Source organism: Arthrobacter sp. FB24 (assembly GCF_000196235.1).
Classification (GTDB): domain Bacteria; phylum Actinomycetota; class Actinomycetes; order Actinomycetales; family Micrococcaceae; genus Arthrobacter.
Genome location: NC_008541.1, coordinates 1182473 through 1203417, shown reverse-complemented (window position 1 = coordinate 1203417; position 20945 = coordinate 1182473). Strand labels below are relative to the sequence as shown.

At 66.0% G+C, this 20945-nt stretch carries 16 protein-coding genes; 14 read left to right on the top strand and 2 right to left on the bottom strand.

Features of this window, described 5'->3' with window-relative positions; all coding sequences use genetic code 11:
- Window positions 1–40 precede the first annotated feature (40 nt).
- Both alr and ARTH_RS05615 read left to right on the top strand, forming a co-directional pair.
- Window positions 41–1249, top strand: a complete 1209-nt coding sequence (alr, locus tag ARTH_RS05620; RefSeq protein WP_011690969.1) for an alanine racemase — start codon at window positions 41–43, stop codon at window positions 1247–1249.
- Window positions 1230–2927: a PucR family transcriptional regulator gene (locus tag ARTH_RS05615; protein ID WP_011690968.1), complete on the top strand. Its 1698-nt coding sequence runs from the start codon at window positions 1230–1232 to the stop codon at window positions 2925–2927. The genes alr and ARTH_RS05615 overlap by 20 nt, the downstream gene beginning before the upstream one ends.
- On the opposite strand, the gene ARTH_RS05610 is transcribed toward ARTH_RS05615, so the two are convergent.
- Window positions 2825–3703 carry a nitrilase-related carbon-nitrogen hydrolase gene (locus tag ARTH_RS05610; RefSeq protein ID WP_011690967.1) on the bottom strand — a complete coding sequence of 293 codons (879 nt, stop codon included), beginning with the start codon at window positions 3701–3703 and terminating at the stop codon, window positions 2825–2827. The two genes, ARTH_RS05615 and ARTH_RS05610, sit on opposite strands and share 103 nt — an antisense overlap.
- Window positions 3704–3929: 226 nt before the next feature.
- On the opposite strand from ARTH_RS05610, the gene ARTH_RS05605 reads away from it, so the two are divergent.
- The 11 genes from ARTH_RS05605 to ARTH_RS05555 all read left to right on the top strand — a co-directional run bounded on the left by ARTH_RS05605 (window position 3930) and on the right by ARTH_RS05555 (window position 17688).
- Window positions 3930–5120 (top strand): ROK family transcriptional regulator, encoded by a 1191-nt coding sequence (locus tag ARTH_RS05605; protein WP_011690966.1) that lies wholly within the window; start codon window positions 3930–3932, stop codon window positions 5118–5120.
- A gap of 131 nt (window positions 5121–5251) precedes the next feature.
- Window positions 5252–6811, top strand: coding sequence for a multiple monosaccharide ABC transporter ATP-binding protein (mmsA, locus tag ARTH_RS05600; RefSeq protein ID WP_011690965.1), 1560 nt, complete (start codon window positions 5252–5254; stop codon window positions 6809–6811).
- A 45-nt stretch (window positions 6812–6856) separates the two neighbouring features.
- Complete coding sequence (gene mmsB / locus ARTH_RS05595; RefSeq protein WP_011690964.1) at window positions 6857–8128, top strand: multiple monosaccharide ABC transporter permease; 1272 nt, start codon at window positions 6857–6859, stop codon at window positions 8126–8128.
- 50 nt (window positions 8129–8178) lie between these two features.
- Window positions 8179–9276, top strand: a complete 1098-nt coding sequence (locus tag ARTH_RS05590) for a substrate-binding domain-containing protein (RefSeq protein ID WP_011690963.1) — start codon at window positions 8179–8181, stop codon at window positions 9274–9276.
- Window positions 9277–9522: 246 nt separating this feature from the next.
- Window positions 9523–10977, top strand: coding sequence for an ABC transporter permease (locus tag ARTH_RS05585; RefSeq protein ID WP_011690962.1), 1455 nt, complete (start codon window positions 9523–9525; stop codon window positions 10975–10977).
- A 2-nt stretch (window positions 10978–10979) separates the two neighbouring features.
- Window positions 10980–11687 carry an ABC transporter ATP-binding protein gene (locus ARTH_RS05580; protein WP_011690961.1) on the top strand — a complete coding sequence of 236 codons (708 nt, stop codon included), beginning with the start codon at window positions 10980–10982 and terminating at the stop codon, window positions 11685–11687.
- A gap of 167 nt (window positions 11688–11854) precedes the next feature.
- A complete protein-coding gene (locus ARTH_RS05575; protein WP_011690960.1) occupies window positions 11855–12925 on the top strand; it encodes a Gfo/Idh/MocA family protein in 1071 nt (356 codons plus the stop codon).
- 132 nt (window positions 12926–13057) lie between these two features.
- The gene (locus tag ARTH_RS23070; RefSeq protein WP_011690959.1) at window positions 13058–14053 is read left to right on the top strand and encodes a hypothetical protein; all 996 of its coding nucleotides are present in this window, start codon (window positions 13058–13060) and stop codon (window positions 14051–14053) included.
- Window positions 14054–14136: 83 nt separating this feature from the next.
- Window positions 14137–15675, top strand: coding sequence for a hypothetical protein (locus ARTH_RS05565; RefSeq protein ID WP_011690958.1), 1539 nt, complete (start codon window positions 14137–14139; stop codon window positions 15673–15675).
- A 247-nt stretch (window positions 15676–15922) separates the two neighbouring features.
- Window positions 15923–17164, top strand: coding sequence for a serine/threonine-protein kinase (locus ARTH_RS05560; protein WP_011690957.1), 1242 nt, complete (start codon window positions 15923–15925; stop codon window positions 17162–17164).
- Entirely contained in the window at window positions 17161–17688 is a 528-nt protein-coding gene (locus tag ARTH_RS05555) for a hypothetical protein (protein ID WP_011690956.1), read from the top strand. Before ARTH_RS05560 ends, ARTH_RS05555 begins: the two co-directional genes overlap by 4 nt.
- 73 nt (window positions 17689–17761) lie before the next feature.
- Here ARTH_RS05555 and ARTH_RS05550 read toward each other — a convergent pair whose 3' ends face one another.
- Window positions 17762–19987, bottom strand: a complete 2226-nt coding sequence (locus ARTH_RS05550; RefSeq protein WP_011690955.1) for a catalase — start codon at window positions 19985–19987, stop codon at window positions 17762–17764.
- A 234-nt stretch (window positions 19988–20221) separates the two neighbouring features.
- Between ARTH_RS05550 and ARTH_RS05545 the strand changes: the two genes are divergently transcribed.
- A complete protein-coding gene (locus ARTH_RS05545) occupies window positions 20222–20860 on the top strand; it encodes an SRPBCC family protein (protein WP_011690954.1) in 639 nt (212 codons plus the stop codon).
- The last annotated feature ends 85 nt before the right edge of the window (window positions 20861–20945 follow it).

The window sequence follows — 20945 nt, the reverse complement described above, 5'->3', positions numbered from 1 at the left end:
ACCTCTCACTGTTGTGCAAAATGCCCTATAGTGTTCTGGCATGAGACTTAATGCACACATCGAAAGCGCGCGGAATGCCGCTCTCACCGGGCAGGTCAGCGTGGACCTGTCGGCCATTTCGGACAATATCCGCACCCTCCGCCAACGCTCCGCGGCTCCCCATTTCATGGCCGTGGTGAAGGGGAACGCCTACGGCCACGGGCTTGTTGACGTGGCCCGGACGGCGCTCTCCGCGGGCGCGGACTGGCTGGGAACGGCACAGCTTCACGAGGCCATCGCCCTGCGCCGGGCGGGCATCACCGCCCCGGTGCTGTCCTGGCTGTACCTCGCGGCGGCCTCCAGCGAGACGATCCGGGAAGCGTTGGAGTATGACGTCGATGTCTCGCTGGGTAGCGTCGCCCAGCTCGACGTCGTGGCCGGCATCGCGCGCCGGCTGGGTCGGCCCGCCGTCGTCCATCTTGAACTCGACACGGGCCTCAGCCGCGGCGGAGCACGGGCGGAGGACTGGGCGGAGCTCGTGGCCGCTGCCCGAACGGCGGAGCGTGACGGCACGCTCTCGGTGCGGGGAGTCTGGACGCACCTGGCCTGGGCCGATGTTCCCGCGCACCCGGCAAACCTGGCGGCGGTGGCCGCTTTCGAAGAAGCCGTCCTTGCGGCCAGGGCGGCAGGGCTGGAGCCGGAACTGCGGCATGTCTCGAGTTCGGCCAACATCCTGGACCGCCCCGAATTCGCGTTCGACATGGTGCGGGCCGGACTGGCTTTCTACGGACTCGCTCCGGCGGACCACCTGGCCCCCGCCGACTTCGGCCTGCGCCCCGCCCTGACCGTGACGGCGCCGGTGGTGCTGGTCAAGAAGGTCCCCGCCGGGACAGGCGTGAGCTATGAACACCAGGCGATCACGCACGAGCCGCGGTACCTGGGGCTGATCCCGCTTGGCTATGCGGACGGCATCCCGAAGGGCATTTCAGGCCGCAGCCTCATCCTCCTTGGCGGCCGCCGGGTTCCGGTGATCGGCAAGGTCTGCATGGACCAGTTCATGGTGGACCTCGGCCCGGATGCCAACGGCGTGGCAGTTGGTGACACAGCCGTGCTATTTGGCGATCCGCGCACCGGTGCGGCGAGCGCCGACGACTGGGGCGCAGCGATCGGCAGCCACGGCGACGAGATCATCAACCGGATCGCCCCGCGCCTGCCCCGGGCCTACGAATGCCCGGACTACCAGGAAGCCGGTGCTCCCGTTGGCGCCTGAGGCAACCGCAGAGCGGCTCGGCTTCGTCACGCTGGAGCAGTTCCTGCACAAGCTGCCGGCAGAGCTGAAGATACTCCACGACGGCGGCAACGGTGCCGGGATGCTCCGCTGGGTGGAACCCAGCGAACTGGAGGACCCCACGCCCTACCTGCTCGACGGCGAGTTCATCCTCACCGCCGGGCTGCCCTTCCTCGGCGACGGCGGCAGCGAGGCGAAGGTGGATGCCTACGTCCGGCGGCTGGTTGGCGCCGGGGTGGGGGCCCTGGGGTTCGGGCTGGAACCGTATTTCGCTGCCGTGCCCGAGACCGTGGTGGCGGCCTGCCGGCGCCACAACCTGACCCTCGTGGAATTCCCCAAGACTGTTCCGTTCGCCGCCATCGGGCTGGAGTTTTCGCAGCTGCTGGAGTCGGATAACGCCAGGGTGTTCCGGCAGCTCGCGGACACCAACCGACAGCTGATGCGGGCTGTCCTTTCGGCCAGGCCGGAACACGAGCTGCTGGCGGCGCTAGTGCAGCGGGTTCCGGTCTGGGCGCTGCTCGTCGGAGCAGACGGCCGCATCCGCGCCCGGGCCGCGGGCAGCAACGGCGCCGGCAGCAACGGCGGGGGCGCCGCCGTCGAACTTTCCGCCCTGCAGCCGCTGCTGAAACGGCTGCTGGCCGGCAGCGGCCCCCGCGTGGAAATGGAGCAGCTGGAGGAGCCGGGGGCCACCATGGTGTTCGGCCATCCGCTCCGCAGCACCCGGGACGCCAACCTCGGCGCCCTGGTCCTGGGCTCGGAGGGCCCGCTCACCCCCGCGCAGAACAGTGTGGTGTCCTCCGTCGTGGGGCTGCTGGAATTGCTCGTGCGGCAGCGGACCAGCGGCTCGCTGGCCCCAAGCCAGCTTGCGACGGCGCTGCTGCTGCACCCGGACAGCGCGGCCTCCGGCAGCACGAAGCACGTTAACGGCCTCAAAGACCTCCTGGCGCAGAGCATGTCCTCCACGCGCTCAGCGCCGCTCCGGGTTGTCCAGGGCGTGAAGGCGGAGGCCGGCGGCCCCGCCGGCGAAAGCCCTGTGCGGGAACTGCTGCAGTGGCGCCGGATGTTCGACACCAAACTCGTCGAGATCACCGACTACGGTTTCGCCGCCATCACCCGTCTCAAGGTGGACGACGCATTGCTCGCCGAGACGGAGGCGCTGGGCTGGCGCCTGGTGATCGGCGACGCCACGGAGTTCCACGGGCTGTCCTCTGCGTACCGTCGGGCCACCTCCCTGCGGGCGCGGGTTCAGGCAACCGGCCGGAGCGCCCGGGTGGACGAGGTGACCTGGTCCGTGGCCGGACTGCTCGGCCGCGAAGCCGGGACCATGCTTGCGGCCCGGCTGCTGGAACCGGTCCTCAACCAGGAGGATCCCGAGCGGCGGGCCGGACAGCTGACGGTGCTGCGGACATGGCTGGGCGAGAACGGGAGCTGGGACGCCACGGCCAAAGCCATGGGCCTGCACCGCAACAGCGTCCGCCGCCAGATCAATGCCCTCGCCGAACTGTTGGACACCGACCTCAACCAGGCCCAGGTGCGGGCGGAACTCTGGTTCGCCCTTCAGTATGTGGACGATTCTCCTGCCCCGGCCTCCCCCGGCGCTGCCGGCCTGGCAGACGCAACCAGCCCGGAATCCGGAACACCCGACTCCCAGTCGCGGTAGAGGTCCGGCCGCCGCTCCCGAAGGTACGGCACACCCTCACGCGCGTCGCGGGCGCTTGCTGCGGAGACCTTCGCGAACAGCAGCTCCGGCGCCGGACCGGCCGCGGCCAGCAGGGAGCCGTCGGGACCGGCGATCACACTCCCGCCCAGGAACTCGCAGCCGTCCTCCTCCCCTGCATGGTTTGCGTAGGCCACGGTCAGCTGGCTCTCCAGCGCCCGGGCCCGCAGCAGGATCTGCGGGACGGAATCAAACCCCTGGGCCAGCGCCGTGGGAACCAGCAGCAATTCGGCGCCGCGGGTGGCCGCGGCACGCACCGCTTCGGGAAATTCAACGTCGTAACAGATCACCATGGACGTCTTGATCCCGTGGAAATCCACGACGGCGGGAGGTTCGGACGCGGGGCTGAATGCCTTGCGCTCCTCCGCACCGAACAAGTGCACCTTGGCGTAGTTCAGCAGTTCAGTGCCCTCGTGGTCCACCAGGGTGGCAGTGATCTGCCACCGGCCGTCTGCGGTGATGGCGGGCAGGCTGTAGACCAGCGCGATCCCGTTCCTCCGGGCGATGTCTGCCAGCTTCCGGCGAATCGATGGAAGCCTGGCCGGGTCCAGCCCGTCCCGGACCCGGAGGGGCGCATAGCCCACCGGAAACAGTTCCGGGGTGAGCAGCACCCGGGCGCCGGCGGCAGCCGCAGTCCGCGCGGCGTCATCCACCGCCCCGCAGTTGGCTTCCACATCAAGTACGGCGGCGTTCGCCTGCAGGAGTGCCAGCAGCACCATTACCACCTCTATAGTCTCCGGGGCGGCCGCGGAAGGTGCGGACCACCCTGTCTTGCAGCCTCTTCCTACCAGCGTAGCCAGGGTGCAGACTGTGCCCTAGGTGCATTTCCACCTGGCGACCGGGGCCCGCGGTGCGGATCGTCCGCGACTGCGGCCCGGGCACCGCGCTTGCGCCCTTGCGTTAACTTCTTGACTACAACGGTGCAGATGGTGCACGCTTCATTGCATGCCCTCAACACCGCGCTCAACGAGGAGCCGAACCAAGAACCCCGGGTCACAGTCCGCTTTGAGGCACCTGAACCAGCAACGGATCATCGAGTGCCTGCTGAACGGTCCGTCAACCCAGGCTGAACTCGCACGGCAGACCGGCCTGTCCACGGCAACGGTCTCCAACATCGTCAAAATCATGCAGGACGCCGGCCTGGCGTCCACGGAACCGATCACCAGCTCCGGCCGCCGGGCCCTGAATGTCCGCCTCAACAGCAACGGGGCAGTTGCCGTTGGCATCGACTTCGGCCGCCGGCACCTCCGGGTGGTCCTGGCGACGCTGAGCTACCACATCATCGCCGAGGAATCGGTGCTGCTGCCGCTGGGCCACCACGCGGACGAAGGCATCCGCGCCGCCGTCGAACTCCTCGCCAAGCTGCTGGACGAAAGCGGCGTGGAGCGCAGCGCCGTGGTGGGCGCCGGCGTCGGAATCCCCGGCCCTATCGACCGGCGGACGGGCACGGTGGCGCAAGGCGCGATCCTCCCCGAGTGGGTGGGCATCAACATCCTGCAGCACCTCGAGGACACCCTGAATTTCCCCGTCTTTGTTGACAACGATGCCAATCTTGGCGCGCTGTCCGAGGTCACGTGGGGACCCCACAGCGGCATCAGCAACCTGATGTTCCTGAAGATCGGCTCGGGCATTGGGGCCGGGCTGATCCTCAACGGCGCCCCGTACTACGGCAACGTGGGGATCACCGGCGAAATAGGCCACGCCACCATCCATGAACACGGCCTCATCTGCCGCTGCGGAAACCGGGGATGCCTGGAGACCATCGCCTCCACAACCACCATGATCGAACTCCTGGGCCGGGGCGAGGAGAAGCCCCTCAGCGCCGAGGACATCGTCCGCAAGGCGCTGGAACGGGACTCCGCCACCCTAAGGGTCATAGACGACGCAGGGCTGGCCGTGGGCCGCGCCCTGGGCAACGTGGCCAACCTCATCAATCCGGAAGTGATTGTGGTGGGCGGCCCGCTGGCCGGCCTGGGAGACCTGCTCCTGGACCCGATCAGGCGGGGCCTGGTTCGGCATGCAGTGCCCGTGATCGGCGAGACCACGACGCTCACCATGTCCTCGCTCGGGGACCGCGCCGAGGCTCTCGGTGCGGCCGCGCTGGTCTTCCAGCACGCGGGAATCCGGCGCTCCTGAATCTATTCGTTATCGGCCCGTTGCGTTAAAGACTTGACGACAAGGGCTGTGATCCAGTTTACTTTTTCATCAGACGGCCCTGCGGTTTGCGGGGCGGACAACGAAGTCATGCATTGGAGGCGTAAGGGCAAATGACGTCCCAGACCACGCAAAGTGATCCGATCCTTCTCGAGATGCGGTCCATCACCAAGGAATTCCCCGGCGTTAAAGCTTTGTCCGAGGTGAGCCTGCGGGTGAAGGCGGGCGAAATCCACGCCATCTGCGGCGAGAACGGCGCCGGCAAGTCCACCCTCATGAAGGTCCTCTCGGGCGTGTACCCGTACGGCAGCTACGACGGCGACATCGTGTACCAGAACGAGGTCCAGCAGTTCAAGGACATCCGTGCCAGCGAGCAGGCCGGCATCGTGATCATCCACCAGGAACTCGCGCTTATCCCGGAACTCTCCATCATGGAGAACATCTTCCTCGGCAACGAGCCCACCAAGCGCGGCATGATCGACTGGGCAGAAGCCCGGCTGCGGTCCACGGAACTGCTGGCCCGGGTGGGCCTGCGCGAAGATCCCGATACCGCCATCAAGGAGATCGGCGTCGGCAAGCAGCAGCTGGTGGAAATCGCCAAGGCGCTGAGCAAGTCAGTGAAGCTCCTTATCCTCGACGAGCCCACGGCGGCACTGAACGAGTCCGACTCCCAGCACCTGCTGGACCTCATGCTGGGGCTCAAGGGCCGCGGCATCACGTCCATCATCATTTCCCACAAGCTCAATGAGATCGAGCAGATCGCGGACTCCATCACCATCATCCGTGACGGCAAGTCCATCGAGACCCTCGATGTCAAGGCCGACGGCGTGGACGAGGACCGCATCATCAAGGGCATGGTGGGCCGCACGCTTGAGTCACGCTTCCCGGACCACGAACCGAAAATCGGCGAAGTGTTCTTCGAAGTCAAGGACTGGAACGTGGGGCACCCGCAGATCCAGGACCGCCTGGTCTGCAAGAATTCCAACTTCTTCGTCCGCCGCGGCGAGATTGTCGGCTTTGCCGGGCTCATGGGCGCCGGACGCACCGAGCTGGCCCGTTCAGTGTTCGGCCGCTCGTACGGCCGGTTCATCTCCGGCCATATCTACAAGGACGGCAAGGAGATCACCCTCCGCACCGTGAAGCAGGCTATCGATGCCGGGCTGGGCTACGTGACCGAGGACCGCAAGTCCCTGGGACTGAACCTCCTGGATGACATCAAGACCACCACCGTTGCAGCGAACCTGAAGAAGATCAGCAAGCACAACATCGTGGACCCCAACAAGGAATTCACCGTTGCGGAGCAGTACCGGAAGTCATTGCGCACCAAGGCGCCCTCAGTGGAAGAAGGCGTCGCCAAGCTCTCGGGCGGCAACCAGCAGAAGGTGGTACTCGCCAAATGGATGTTCACCGACCCGGACCTGCTGATTCTTGACGAACCGACCCGCGGCATTGACGTGGGCGCCAAGTACGAGATCTACGGCATCATCCAGCAGCTGGCCAACCAGGGCAAAGGCGTGATTGTGATCTCCTCCGAGTTGCCGGAACTGCTGGGACTCTCGGACCGCATCTACACCATCTTCGAAGGCGCCATCACCGGTGTCCTGAACAAGGATGAAGCCAGCCAGGAAAACCTGATGAAGCTCATGACATCCGCCCGCAAGACCGCCGCCTGACCTTCTGGATACCTCCAGAACCTTCCAGACACAAGGACCGAAACAATGAACGCGCTCAAGAAGCTATTTGGCGGAAACACCCGTCAATTCGGCATGATCTTCGCCCTGGTTGCACTGATCGTCTTTTTCCAGATTTTCACCGAGGGCCGCACGCTCACCCCGGGCAACGTCATCAACCTCTTCAACGGCAACTCCTACATTCTGATCCTGGCGATCGGCATGGTGCTGGTCATCATTGCCGGCCACATCGACCTCTCAGTGGGTTCCGTGGCGGCCTTCGTCGGCGTCACCGTGGCCCTGGCCATCCGTGACTGGGGCATCCCCTGGTACGCCGGCGTTCTCCTGGGCCTGGCCCTCGGGGCGCTGATCGGGGCGTGGCAAGGGTTCTGGACCGCCTATGTGGGCATTCCCGCCTTCATCGTGACCCTGGCCGGTATGCTGCTCTTCCGCGGCTTCAACCAGTTCGTCGGCAAGTCCAACACCATCCCGGTCCCCGCCGATTTCCAGTACCTCGGCTCGGGCTATCTTCCCGAAGTGGGCCCCAACACCAACTTCAACAACCTCACGCTGCTCCTGGGCTTGCTGGCCGTGGCCTTTGTGATCTTCAGCGAAATCCGTGCCCGCCGGCGGGCCCTTGCCCTCGGCGCCGAGGTGCCGGAAGCCTGGGTAATGATCCTCAAGCTCGTCCTGATCTGCGGCGCCATCCTGTACGCCACGTACCTGTTCGCCACCGGCCGTCCGGGAACGTCCTTCCCCATTCCGGGCCTGATCCTGGCCGTCCTGGTCCTCATCTACGGCTTCATTTCCTCCAAGACCATCGTCGGCCGCCACATCTACGCCGTCGGCGGCAACAGGCACGCTGCCGAACTCTCCGGCGTGCAGTCCAAGAAGGTCAACTTCCTGGTGATGATGAACATGTCCATCCTGGCCGGCCTGGCAGGCATGATCTTCGTGGGCCGCTCCACCGCTTCCGGACCGTTCGACGGCGTCGGCTGGGAACTGGACGCCATCGCAGCCGTGTTCATCGGCGGCGCCGCCGTGACCGGCGGCGTGGGTACCGTGATCGGCTCGATCGTTGGTGGCCTGGTGATGGCCGTGCTGAACAACGGGCTGCAGCTCCTCGGCGTCGGCGCCGACCTCACCCAGATCATCAAGGGCCTGGTCCTCCTGATCGCCGTTGCCTTCGACGTCTACAACAAGACCCAGGGCAAGAAGTCCATCATCGGCATGATGATGAAGAACTTCGGCCGCGGCAGCACCGAGCTCCAGCCGGACGAGACGACGGCCACCAAGGACGTCATCCGCAAGGAAGCCTGAGCGCTTCCCCACGATTCTCCGCACACCATCTATAGAAAGTGAACCAAGCAATGCAAATGATTGGTAAAGCAGGAAAGGCAGCAGCAATCGCTGCTATTGCGGCACTGGCGCTGACAGCCTGCGGCCGCTCCGAGACCGGCACCACGGGCAGCAGCAGCGGTGGCGAGGCGTTCCCGAAGAACTCCTCGATCGGCGTCGCGCTCCCGCAGAAGACCAGTGAAAACTGGGTGCTGGCCGAGAAGCTGTTCAACGACGGACTCAACGGAGCCGGTTTCAAGGCTGATGTGCAGTTCGCCAACGGCGGCGTATCCGAGCAGCAGAACCAGATCAGCGCCATGGTCACCAAGGGTGCAAAGGTCATCATCGTGGGTGCCATTGACGGCGCCCAGCTGGGTACCCAGCTCAAGCAGGCCAAGGACTCCGGCGCCACCATCATCGCCTACGACCGCCTGCTCCTGAACACCGAGAACGTGGACTACTACGTGGCTTACGACAACTTCAAGGTGGGTGAACTCCAGGGCCAGGCGCTGCTGGACGGCATGAAGGCCAAGAAGCCTTCCGGCCCGTACAACATCGAGCTCTTCGCCGGCTCCCCGGATGACGCCAACGCGAAGGTCTTCTTCGACGGCGCCATGAGCGTGCTCAAGCCGAAGATCGACGACGGCACCCTCAAGGTTGTCTCGGGCCAGACCTCGTTCGAGCAGGCCGTCACCCAGGGCTGGAAGGCTGAGAACGCCCAGCGTCGCGCCGACACCCTGCTGACCGGCAGCTACGGCACCGCTTCCCTGGACGGCGTCCTGTCCCCGAACGACACCCTGGCACGTGCAGTACTGACGTCCGTCAAGGCCGCCGGCAAGCCGCTCCCGATCATCACCGGCCAGGACTCCGAGGTTGAGTCCGTCAAGTCCATCATGGCCGGCGAGCAGTACTCCACCATCAACAAGGACACCCGCAAGCTCGTAGAGCACGCGATCACCATGGTCAAGGACATCCAGGCCGGCAAGACGCCTGAGATCAACGATGACAAATCCTACAACAACACGGTCAAGACCGTTCCGGCCTATCTGCTGGATCCGGTCATCGTGACCAAGGAGAACGTCAAGACGGCCTACGTGGACGATCCGGTACTGGGCCCGATCACCAAGTAGTCCGCGCCTAGGCGCCTGTAGCTGCAGTCAAGGGCCCCGGCTCACCCGAGAGGGTGGGCCGGGGCTTTTGGTTTCTCGGCGGTCCCGCAGCCGCGACCGGGCGTCCCGCAGTCCGGACGGGGTTCCCGCAGTCCAGCGCGTCTTCACAGCGGAAACATAGCTTCGGCCCGTTCCCTGCACAGCCACGCGCACCACTGTTGGATCAGCAGCCGGTCATTCCGTCCGGCCAGAGATCCTAGGAGTACCGTGAGCGTCCTCGCCCGAAGTGTAGGCAATGCCTTCAGAAACAAGGTCCGAACAGGGGCCGTGGTGGCGGTGTTGGCCGTGGCGATCGGCCTGGCCCTGTCCATGCTGGTGGCCAACCAGGCGGTTGCCGCCAAAGTCGCTGAACTGAATGCCTCCGTGGGCACCGTCCTGACCGTCAATCCGGCCGGCGGCCAGGGCTTCGAGGGCGGCGGCGAACCGCTCACGGCGGAGCAGGCAGCAACCGCTGCCGCAGTACCGAACGTGACCAGCGTAGTCGGCACAAAGGCGCTCAGGTTGCGCAATGCCACCGAGGCGGCAGCACAGTCCGCCGCCGGAACCCAGACGGCCGGCCCCGGCGGAGGCCAGGGCGGACCCGGCGGACAGGCCACCACCACGCTGACCACCAGCCTCACCGCCGCCATCGACGCCGGAACGCTCGGCAACCGCAACCAGGCCGCGGAGGGAACAACCGGCTCAACCGGAACCACCCAGCCGGCCCGGACCATGTCCCTGCCGATCACCGCCACCGGCATCGGCGCAGAGGTGGACAGCACGGGCAAGGCCCTGGACATCACCGAAGGCACCGGCCTGGGCGACTACAACGCGAAATCCGCCACCGCGATTCTCGGCACCACGCTCGCCGAGAAGAACAGCCTCAAGGTCGGCTCGACGTTCACCATCAATGACCAGACTTACACGGTTGCAGGCCTTTTCGATGCCGGCACCACCTTCGGCAACAACGCCCTCTACGTCACGCTTCCCTCCGCCCAGGCCCTCGCTGAACTGCCCGGCGAGCTGTCCACCATGGTCGTCACGGTGAACACCATGGAAAACGTGGATGCCGCCAAAACCGCCCTCCAGGACGCCCTCGGTACGGACAAGGCCGATGTCACCCAGGGCCAGCGCAACCTCGAGACCGCCGTCAGCTCTCTCGACAGCGTCAAGAACATCTCCCTCATCGCGTTCGTTGCGGCGCTTGGCACCGCCGGGCTGATCATCCTCCTGATCATGGTGATGCTGGTCCGCGAGCGCCGCCGTGAAATCGGTGTGCTGAAAGCGATCGGCGCACCCAACCGCACCATTGGGCTCCAGTTCGTCCTGGAAGCACTGGTCCTCGTGGCGCTGGGCAGCGTGGCGGGTGCCGCCATAGCGTCGTTCGCCAGCGGCGGCATCGCCTCCGCGCTGATCAGCTCCAACACCAGTACGACGACGACGGCAACCACCGGGCGCGGCATGCCCGGCGGCGGGGCCGGCTTCCCCGGCGGAGCTGGTCTTCCCCAAGGGGGACCCTTCGGCGGAGCCTCCCAACTGCTCACCACCGTCACCGCGAGCGCCTCCCCCGGCGTGATCGCGGCCGGCATCGCGGCAGTGTTCGGCGTCGCCATCATCGGTGCGCTGGTCCCCGCGCTCCTGACTGCCCGCATCCGCCCTATCGAAGTCCTCCGAGGAGAGTAACCATGATCGAAGTCAATAATCTCGTCCGCACCTTCAAGTCCGGCGACCGCACCATAAAACCCGTCAACGACGTCAGCTTCGAACTCGAGCAGGGCACGCTCGCGTCCATCGTGGGCAAGAGCGGCAGCGGCAAGAGCACACTGTTGTCCCTGCTGGGTGCGCTGGACAAACCCACCAGCGGAGACGTCGTCGTGAACGGCGTCAGCCTGGCCAGCATGCCGGACGGCAAACTGACCGAGTACCGGCGCCGGGACATCGGCTTCGTGTTCCAGCAGTTCAACCTGATCCCCAACCTGTCCGCCGTGGACAACGTGATGCTGCCGATGGAGTTCGCGGGGGTCCGCAAGGCCGCGCGGCTGGCCCGGGCCAAGGAGCTACTGGAGCAGGTGCAACTGGATCCGGAGAAGCACGTGCGCCGCATCAACCGCCTCTCCGGCGGCGAGCAGCAGCGTGTGGCAATTGCCCGCGCACTGGCCAACGAGCCAAAACTGATCCTGGCCGACGAGCCCACAGGCAACCTCGATGAACAGACCGGCGAGCACATCATCGAGCTCCTCAGCTCGCTGAGCCGGGACCACAACACCACCATCCTGGTGGTGACGCACGACCGCCAGCTCGCCAACAAGACGGACCGCCGCTTCAGGCTGCAGCAAGGGCGCCTCACGGAGGAGCCCTCCCGTTCCAGGGCGTCAGCGGCAGCAACGGCCTAGGTGCAGCCGGCCGGCGGGGCTGAGGGAGGGCTGATTTCAACCCTCTCTCAGCTCCTGCCGTCTTTAACCGAACGCTCTCTCACCTTTCGCACGAAATCTTCTGACGCTCTCTCACTTTCTGCAGGTATTTCCCCGACGCTCTCTCAGCCGGATGAGAGGATGGCACCATGAGTGCCCCCATCGCGAAGCCGTGGCTGTTCAGCCAGGCCGATCAGGATCCCCGTTCCGCTACAGGACAAACGCTGCGGTGGGGAGTGGTGGCTACCGGCGGAATCGCCCAATCGGTGACCCGGGATCTTGCCCTCTTGGCCGATGCGGAGCTGTATGCCGTCAGCTCCCGGAGCCAGGCGTCAGCTGACGCGTTCGCGGCGGAGTACGGTTTTGCCACAGCGTACGGTGACGACGCCGGCGGGGCGGGCTACCACCGGCTCCTAGCCGACGAGTCCGTGGATGTTGTTTATGTGGCCACGCCGCACGCCCAGCACTATGAAGTGGCACTGGCAGCGCTCACCGCCGGCAAGCATGTGCTGTGCGAGAAGGCCCTGACCATCAACGCCCGGGAAGCCGCTGAACTAGTGGCCCTGGCGCGCTCCAAGAAGCTGTTCATGATGGAAGCCATGTGGAGCCGCTTCCTCCCCAGCATGCAGCGCGCCTTCGACATCGCGGCTTCCGGGGAGCTCGGAACGGTCCAGTGGGTCACCGCGGATCTCGGCTTCCCGGCAGTCTATTCCCCCAGCGCACGGCTTTGGGCCCTCAACGACGGCGGCGGCGCCCTCCTTGACCTGGCCGTTTATCCGTTGCTTTGGGCTCTCGGAACCTTGGGTTTTCCGCAAACCGTAAGTGCCACGGGGTCAGTGAACGACGACGGCGTGGATGCCCAGAATGCGTTGACGCTGGGCTACCACCATGGCGCGCAGGCCCAGCTGACGTCATCGTTGACGGCCTACGGTCCGCGGGCGGCAACCATCGCAGGAAGTCTCGGGTATCTGCAGACCATCGGTTCCGTGAACAATCCCAAGGAAATCCACGTCAGGATCGGCATGGCGGAGCCTCGGACCGAACACTTCGACGTCGTGGGCCGCGGCTACTCTTATGAACTCCGCGAGGTGACCAGGTGCATCCAGCAGGGGCTCACGGAAAGCCCGGTTATGCCGCTTGAAGATTCGTTGAACATCATGCGGCTGTTCGATGGTGTCCGCGCCCAGCTCGGCGTGAGCTACCCGAATGACGCGCGCTGACGTCAGGCGCCCCCTCGGGAAATAATCAATTCGCCGGACTATTTAGCGAAAAACACTGGACTCGGTCGCTGGTTCGTGCCTAGGCTGATAGGCAATCGTCGAATTTTCGAGGAGCCTGGGGGGTGTTTGCGCATGGAATTAGCAGGTTTGTCATGGCGCGCGCTCCGCCCGCTGCTGCTCGCTGGCGCCGCAGCCACAGCCTGGCTGACATTTTCGGCCCCCGCCGCCAGCGCCGATACCGCGTCTGATTCCGCTTCCCTGCTTGGAAGCGTCAACTCCTCCGTCACTTCAGTAACCGACGCCGCAGTCAATCCTGTTGAAGACGTCCTGGCCGCTGCGGTTTCCGGCGTCGGATCGGGCGCTCCGGCTGATGATGCAGTACTTGCGGCACAGCCCAGCTCCGCTAAACCGGGCAGTCTGCTCCAACCTCTTGCCGGCGCTGCAACCGGCACCGTGGATTACCTGATTGAAGCTGTTCCGGTGGTGAACGAGATAGTCCCCTCCGGCACAGTTGGCGCCGTCGCGTCCCCCGTCACGGCGGCGGCCGACGGCGTCGTCACCGGAATCGCCGACGAAGTCTTGCCGATAGCAGGGGATGCCCTTCCAGTGCTGGACCCCGTTGTGGAACCGGTGGGCGACATCCTGACAGGCGTCGGTCCGCTTCCGGGTACGGTGGTCCCGATACCGGATCTCCCAGTTCCTGACATCGCCGCAGCTGAGGACACAGCCACCGCCAGCATCGCGCCGGCCGGGGTCCCGCCCGTCAGCGCGGACGCCTCAAGCGCCCGTGATCTGCCGGCCGCCCCGGCCATATCAAGCTCAGTCATGTCGAAGTCAGCGGCACCCTTCCAGGCCTACGGCCCTGGCACGCTGCAGACGGCTCCGGCACAAGCCGGAGTTCTTGAAGATCCCCTCCCCCGAGACGGAACCCCCAACCGGACAGCGTTGCCCGCTGTTCCGGGCTCCGGTTCGGGGAGCAGCCAGTCTCATAGCGGAGGCGCCGGCGGAGCAGCCTGGCTATCAGTTTTCCACCTGGGCGTTCCGCTGACCGGTGTTCTTCCCGTCAGCGGCCCCCTGCAAAGTGCTCCCGCCCCGGTGTCTTTCGATCCCGGTTCATCTCCTGACTAGTCAAGCCGCCCTGCGCTTTTGCGCGGATACGGCCATTCGGGCTGCCTTGGGCGCCCTCACAACGACTTTCAGGAGATATCACCATGCACGCGAATATGCGCAGAGGGCTGCTTAGCACCCTCTTTGCCGGAGGACTACTAGCCCTCGGCACCACTGCTGCCAGCGCAGCGGATACAACGAGCGGCTCCGACGGTCTCGCCTCCGGAACCCAGGTCGTCACACCGGTCACCGCACCAATCACCGTAGGGACGACGTCGTTGGGCCTGCTGGGTGACTCAACGGCCACCACCGAAAGTGACGCCACCACCGCACCGGCGGGAACCACCACCCCCGCCGCATCGACCAACGGCTCCGACGGCCTCGCCTCCGGAACCCAGGTCGTCGCACCGGTCACCGCACCAATCACCCTGGGTACGACGTCGTTGGGCCTGCTGGGTGACTCAACGGCCACCACCGAAAGCGATAACGGCGGCACCACCGCACCGGCGGGAACCACCACCCCCGCCGCATCGACCAACGGCTCCGACGGTCTCGCCTCCGGAACCCAGGTCGTAGCACCGGTCACCGCACCAATCACCCTGGGTACGACGTCGTTGGGCCTGCTGGGTGACTCAACGGCCACCACCGAAGGCGATAACGGCGGCACCACCGCACCGGCGGGAACCACCACCCCCGCCGCATCGACCAACGGCTCCGACGGCCTCGCCTCCGGAACCCAGGTCGTCGCACCGGTCACCGCACCAATCACCCTGGGTACGACGTCGTTGGGCCTGCTGGGTGACTCAACGGCCACCACCGAAAGCGATAACGGCGGCACCACCGCACCGGCGGGAACAACCACCCCCGCCGCATCGACCAACGGATCCGACGGTCTCGCCTCCGGAACCCAGGTCGTCGCACCGGTCACCGCACCAATCACCGTAGGTACGACGTCGTTGGGCCTGCTGGGTGACTCAACGGCCACCACCGAAGGCGATAACGGCGGCACCACCGCACCGGCGGGAACCACCACCCCCGCCGCATCGACCAACGGCTCCGACGGTCTCGCCTCCGGAACCCAGGTCGTCGCACCGGTCACCGCACCAATCACCCTAGGTACGACGTCGTTGGGCCTGCTTGGTGACTCAACGGCCACCACCGAAGGCGATAACGGCGGCACCGCACCGGCGGGAACCACCACCCCCGCCGCATCGACCAACGGCTCCGACGGCCTCGCCTCCGGAACCCAGGTCGTCGCACCCATTTCGTTGCCGGTCACGATTGGCGGCGCGTCGGTAGGGATCGGCAGTGACTCGTCGTCCACGGTCGTTCCTCCCGTTGTGGCTCCCCCGGTCGACATGGCTCCCGTAGTCACGCCTCCGGTGGTCACGCCGCCGCTGGTCTTCGGCCCGGCAGTTGCCCCTCCGGTGACAGTTACCGAAGGTCCGTCATCGCTGGCTGTGGCCGGTACGAACACGGCGCCGGCCGGTATCCAGATGGCGCCGGCCGCTGCAGGAGCTCCCTCGGCCGCTCCGATGCTCGCCAACACGGGGGCTAACCTTGGGCTGGTCACCTCAGCCCTTCTCCTGCTGGCCGGCGGCATGATCATCATGTTCGTCCTGGGCCGGCGGAAGAAGGCCTAGGCCGCCGGCGGGCAGGCTGCCAGCGGCAGGGCGGCGGCGCTGCCCGCATCCTGCCCGCCAGGTCTGCTGAGATCTTGGACTGGTCTGGTCCGGGGAGCCGCTCAGGGGTTCCCGGGCCAGACCTCCGCGGCATGCTTATCCACCTCCGGCAAGCGTAATTACCAAGCACCCTTATGAAAATGCATACCCGTCCCCGTATCATCTTTAGAGTGCGTTCCGAGGGAACGCTGAAGAGGATGGGGACATCGTGGAGAGTTCGCGCAGCGAGACGGCAGAGGTCCTGGACGGCCGATACCGCCTGGGCGAGGTCATCGGGCGCGGCGGCATGGCATCGGTGTACTCAGCCCGGGACGAGAACCTCGGCCGGGACGTGGCATTGAAACTCTTTGCCCCGCAATCAGCCGACGCGGACGAGCTGAAGCGTCAGGAAGCCGAGATCCAACTGCTCGCCACCCTGAACCACCCCAGCCTCGTGACTTTGTTCGACGCCGGAATCGACTCCCGTGTGCCGGAGGAACCGCGTCCGTTCCTCACCATGGAACTGGTTGAGGGGCAGGACCTCCGGAGCAGGATCCGGCACAGTCCCGTCCCCCTGGATGAGCTGGCAGTCATAGGCGCCGGGGTGGCCGATGCCTTGGCCTACGTCCACAGCCTGGGCATCATCCACCGCGATATCAAGCCGGCCAACATCCTCCTGGTCCAGGTCCGCCCCGGCGAGCCCCTGCGCCCCAAACTGACCGATTTCGGCATTGCCCGGATCGTGGACGGCACCCGCCTGACCGCCACGGGGACCATGGTAGGAACAGCTGCTTATCTGAGTCCCGAACAGGCGCGGGGCGCTGATCTTGGTCCCGCCAGCGACATCTATTCCCTTGGTCTCGTGCTTCTCGAGTGCATCAAGGCGGCCGTGGAGTATCCGGGAAGCGCCATTGAATCTGCCGTTGCGCGCCTGCACCGTGCCCCGGAAATCCCGGGGGACGTCCCGGCCGAGTGGGCCACCCTGATCAGGTCCATGACAGCACTGGAGCCCATGGACCGCCCGACGGCGCCTGATCTCGAGACCGCCCTTCGCCAGGCTTTGGTCTCCCCGGAGTCGGTCCCCGGGGCCCTCGCTGAGGAACCCACGCGCATTCTCCCGGCACCGCCGTCGCGTCCACCACTGGTTGCTCCGGAGACAGCGGGGCCACCGGGCACGGCGGGGTCAACGGTCAAGGCACTGCCAACGGACGCGCAGACCGGACGCCGCACCACGGCTCCTTTGCGGGCTGTGGGAAACAGCCTGCCCCGCGCCGGAAGCCGCCGACGCCCCCGCTCCGCACGCCGCGGCGGGCTGGTTGCCGCGCTGGCGGCCGTTGCCGTGCTTGCGGTCGCCGCCATTATTTTGCTGCCCACCCTTACGCCCGAATCACCGGAGCCTGTTCAATATCCTGTGGTCACCGGCACCTTGGGAGAGCACCTCGACCAACTACAGAAGAGCGTGGAACCGTGACGTTACTTGCCGTCAGTCGCCTTCGCGCGTGGCCAGCACAGCGATGGCACCTGGTCCTCGCAGCAGGCGTGCTTTCCGCCGCCCTGGCCGGCTGCAGTTCCGCAGCTCCGGACCTGGACGTGGAAGCCGCGCAGCAGTTGCAGGCCAAAGTACTGACCGTCTCGCAGTCCGCTGCCGGCAACGATCCGGCCGGTGCCCTCATATCCCTCGATGAGCTGGTGGCACAGCTCGACGCCGCAGCAGCCGAGGGAGACGTTTCGTTCAAGCGCCACCAGAGCATCATGAAGGCGATCGAGGCGGTGCGGGCGGACCTTTCCGCAGCGAAGGCCCAGGCTGAGGCTGACGCGGCAGCAGCCCGGGCCGCCGCGGACGCAGCCAAGGCCGCCGAGGACGCGGCAGCGGCAGAAGCCGCGAAAGCGGCCGCTGTTCCCGTCGCAGAACCGCCTGCGCCGGTCGCGCCGGCGCCGGCCCAGCAAAACCAAGGTCCGGGCAAGGGCGAAAAAGGCAAAGGTAAGGACGGCTGACTCCAACACTTGCCGGAGTCAGCCGTCCTGCTTCACGAAACCCGGCTTTGCCGGCGCGCCACCCCGCCAGGTGCTACGACGACGTGGAGCCCGATGCCGGGAAACGGTCCCAGGACCGGTGAGCGGCAAGCAATTCCTGAATTTGGGCGACGACACCGTCAGCCCCGTCGCCGAGAACAACCCCGGAGGCATCCTGCGGGATGCTTGCGGCGTCCACGACGGCGGAACCTCCGCCCCAGCCGCCGATCGCCTTCGCGTGGCGGAACGTCTCGGAAAGCAAAAGAACCACCCTCGGATCGAGGGATACCCCGGGCTCTCCGGCCTTGGCATCAAGGCCCTGGTCAGCGTCCGGAGCCGGGTCAGCCGCCCCGGCCACCAGCACGGCGTCGAACTCCGTCGAGCGTGCGGTGAGGTAGGTGCGCTGAACGGGGATCCCGCCGTCGGCCTCCTCTCCCAAGTAGCCTCCGGAGGGTGCAATGACCAGCGGCACGATCCCCGCCGCATCCAGGGCCGTGCGTGCGGCACGCACCGCGTCAAGGTCGCTGGACGCGTCGGCCACAATTCCCACCACACGTCCTTTCACCGGCCAGGTGCCGCCGATCTGCGACAGCGCGGGGCTCGGCTCAGCGTCGGCCACCTCCACCAAAGCTGCGGGCGCCGGCATGCCCAGCCCCTTGGCGACGGCAGCGCACAGTTCGGCGTCAACGTTGGCCAGGTTCTGCAGCTGCCGTTCCCTGATGGCTTCCTCCCGGCACTTGCCGAGCTCAAAAGTGTAGGCCTGGATCACGTGGTCCTGCTCCACCGGGCTCAGGCTGCGGAAGAATAGCCTGACCTGGCTGAAGTGGTCATCGAACGACGCCGGCGACTTCCGTTCCTTAACCGCCGCCGCCAACTGCTCGGGAACGTCGACGAACGCGCCGAGGTCCGCCCCGGCGAGAAACGGGCAGCCGCCGTCCAGCGAATTCGGGTGGTACGGTGCCGCTCCCCCGTGCACCGCCTGCTGGTGCATTCCATCGCGGAGCATGTCGTTGACGGGCGCCTGCGGCCGGTTGATGGGGATCTGCCCGAAGTTAGGACCGCCGAGCCGGGAGATCTGCGTGTCGATATAGGAGAAGAGCCGCACCTGCAGCAGCGGATCATTGGTGACGTCAATTCCTGGCACGAGGTGGCCGGGATGGAAAGCCACCTGCTCCGTCTCGGCGAAGTAGTTCACCGGGTTGGCATTGAGGGTCATCAGGCCGATGGGCTGCACCGGCGCAAGCTCTTCGGGGACGAACTTGGTGGGGTCCAGGAGATCGATTCCCTCGAAGAACTCCTCCTCCGTGTCCGGAAAGACCTGCACTCCCAGCTCCCATTCCGGGTAGGCGCCGGACTCGATCGCGTCGGCAAGGTCGCGCCGGTGGAAGTCCGGGTCCATGCCGTTGATGAGCTGGGCTTCCTCCCAGAGGAGCGAATGGACGCCCTGTTTGGGCTTCCAATGGAATTTCACCAGCACTGTCTCCCCTGCGGCATTCACGAAACGGAACGTGTGGACGCCGAAGCCTTCCATAGTGCGGTAGGAGCGGGGAAGGGCACGGTCGGACATGTTCCACATGGTGTGCGCCTGCGCCTCGGTGTGGAGCGAAACAAAATCCCAGAACGTGTCATGGGCGCTCTGCGCCTGCGGGATTTCGCGGTCCGGGTGCGGTTTGCCGGCGTGGATGATGTCCGGGAACTTGATGCCGTCCTGGATGAAGAACACCGGGATGTTATTGCCAACCAGGTCGAAAGTGCCCTCATCCGTGTAGAACTTCGTTGCAAAACCGCGCGTATCGCGGACAGTATCGGCGGAGCCGCGGGACCCCAGCACCGTGGAGAACCGGACAAATACAGGTGTTTCGACGTCCTTGGCCAGGAATCCCGCCCGGCTGATGTTGGCAGCGGAGCCGTAGGAGCGGAAAATGCCGTGCGCTCCGGCGCCGCGGGCATGCACCACACGTTCCGGAATGCGCTCGTGGTCGAAGTGGGTGATCTTCTCGCGGAGATGGTGGTCCTGGAGCAGTACCGGGCCGCGCCGGCCTGCCTTCAGCGAGTGGTCCGTATCCTGGAGCCGGAGCCCCTGCGCGGTGGTGAGGTAGGCGCCGGACTGGGCCCTCGAATGGACCGGGGCGCCGCTCGGCGTTCCGGTGGGCGAGACCGCCTCGGGGCCCCGCTGGTCCGGCTTGGGCGGAAGCGGTTCGCGCGGTTCCGTCGGCTCGGCAACAGCGGGTGGCTCGCTCGACGTCGCGCCGGGAATGCGGATGTTGCTGTCAGCTGGCATGGTTCGTTCCCCTTTGATGAGCAGTTCTTAGCCACAGGCGGCCGTTCGGCCAGAAACTAAGCTTGCTTATCACTCTAGGGAAGGCGACACGCAACCACAACGGACCCGCGGGAGATTCGTCAGCAAACTTACTATTTGCCGCCAATGTCGCTAGGTTGGTTAAGTGCGCCCACGAGGCGCAGCGAGATCAGAACCGCGGGCCGGCGGCCCGCCAGCTGAAGGAGTGATGTACGCATGGCAACTGTCCAGGAATCCATCAACGTAAGTGTCCCGCTGAGCCAGGCCTACAACCAGTGGACCCAGTTCGAGGACTTTCCGCACTTCATGAGCGGCGTGGACGCTGTCCGCCAGCTCGACGACACTACGGTGCACTTCCAGACCAGCGTCGCCGGAGTCAAGAGGGAATACGACGCCCGGATCACCGTGCAGCAGCCGGACCAGCGCGTCACGTGGGAGAGCCTCGACGAGCCCCGCAACGCCGGAACCGTATGGTTCGAAGCGCTCAGCCCGACCGAAACAAAGGTCAGCGTTGAACTCGCCTGGGAGCCGGACTCCGCCGTTGAGAAGGTGGGAGCAGCAGTGGGGCTTGATTCCCGGCAGGTCGCCTCGGACCTCAAACGCTTCAAGAAATTCATCGAGGAACGCGAAGTGGAAACCGGCGCATGGCGGGAACGCGTCAGCGACAGTGCAGTCTCCGGGAGTGCCGCCGGAACGGTCGCGGCGGGTCCGACGGCGGAAATTCCGCACGCTGCCACCACCGCCGTCCCCCTCGAAGAGGAAGTGGGCTACGACGCGGTGCCTACGGAGCAGCCCGTAAACGCCGATCCCGACATGGCGACGGAGCCTCCGTTCGGCAAGCACGTACAGCGCTGACACTGTTCCGGCCGGCAACCCTGTATGGCTGCCGGGCCGTGGCGGCCGCAGCGCCTGCGGCGCCTGCCGGCCGCGGTTGCCAGCC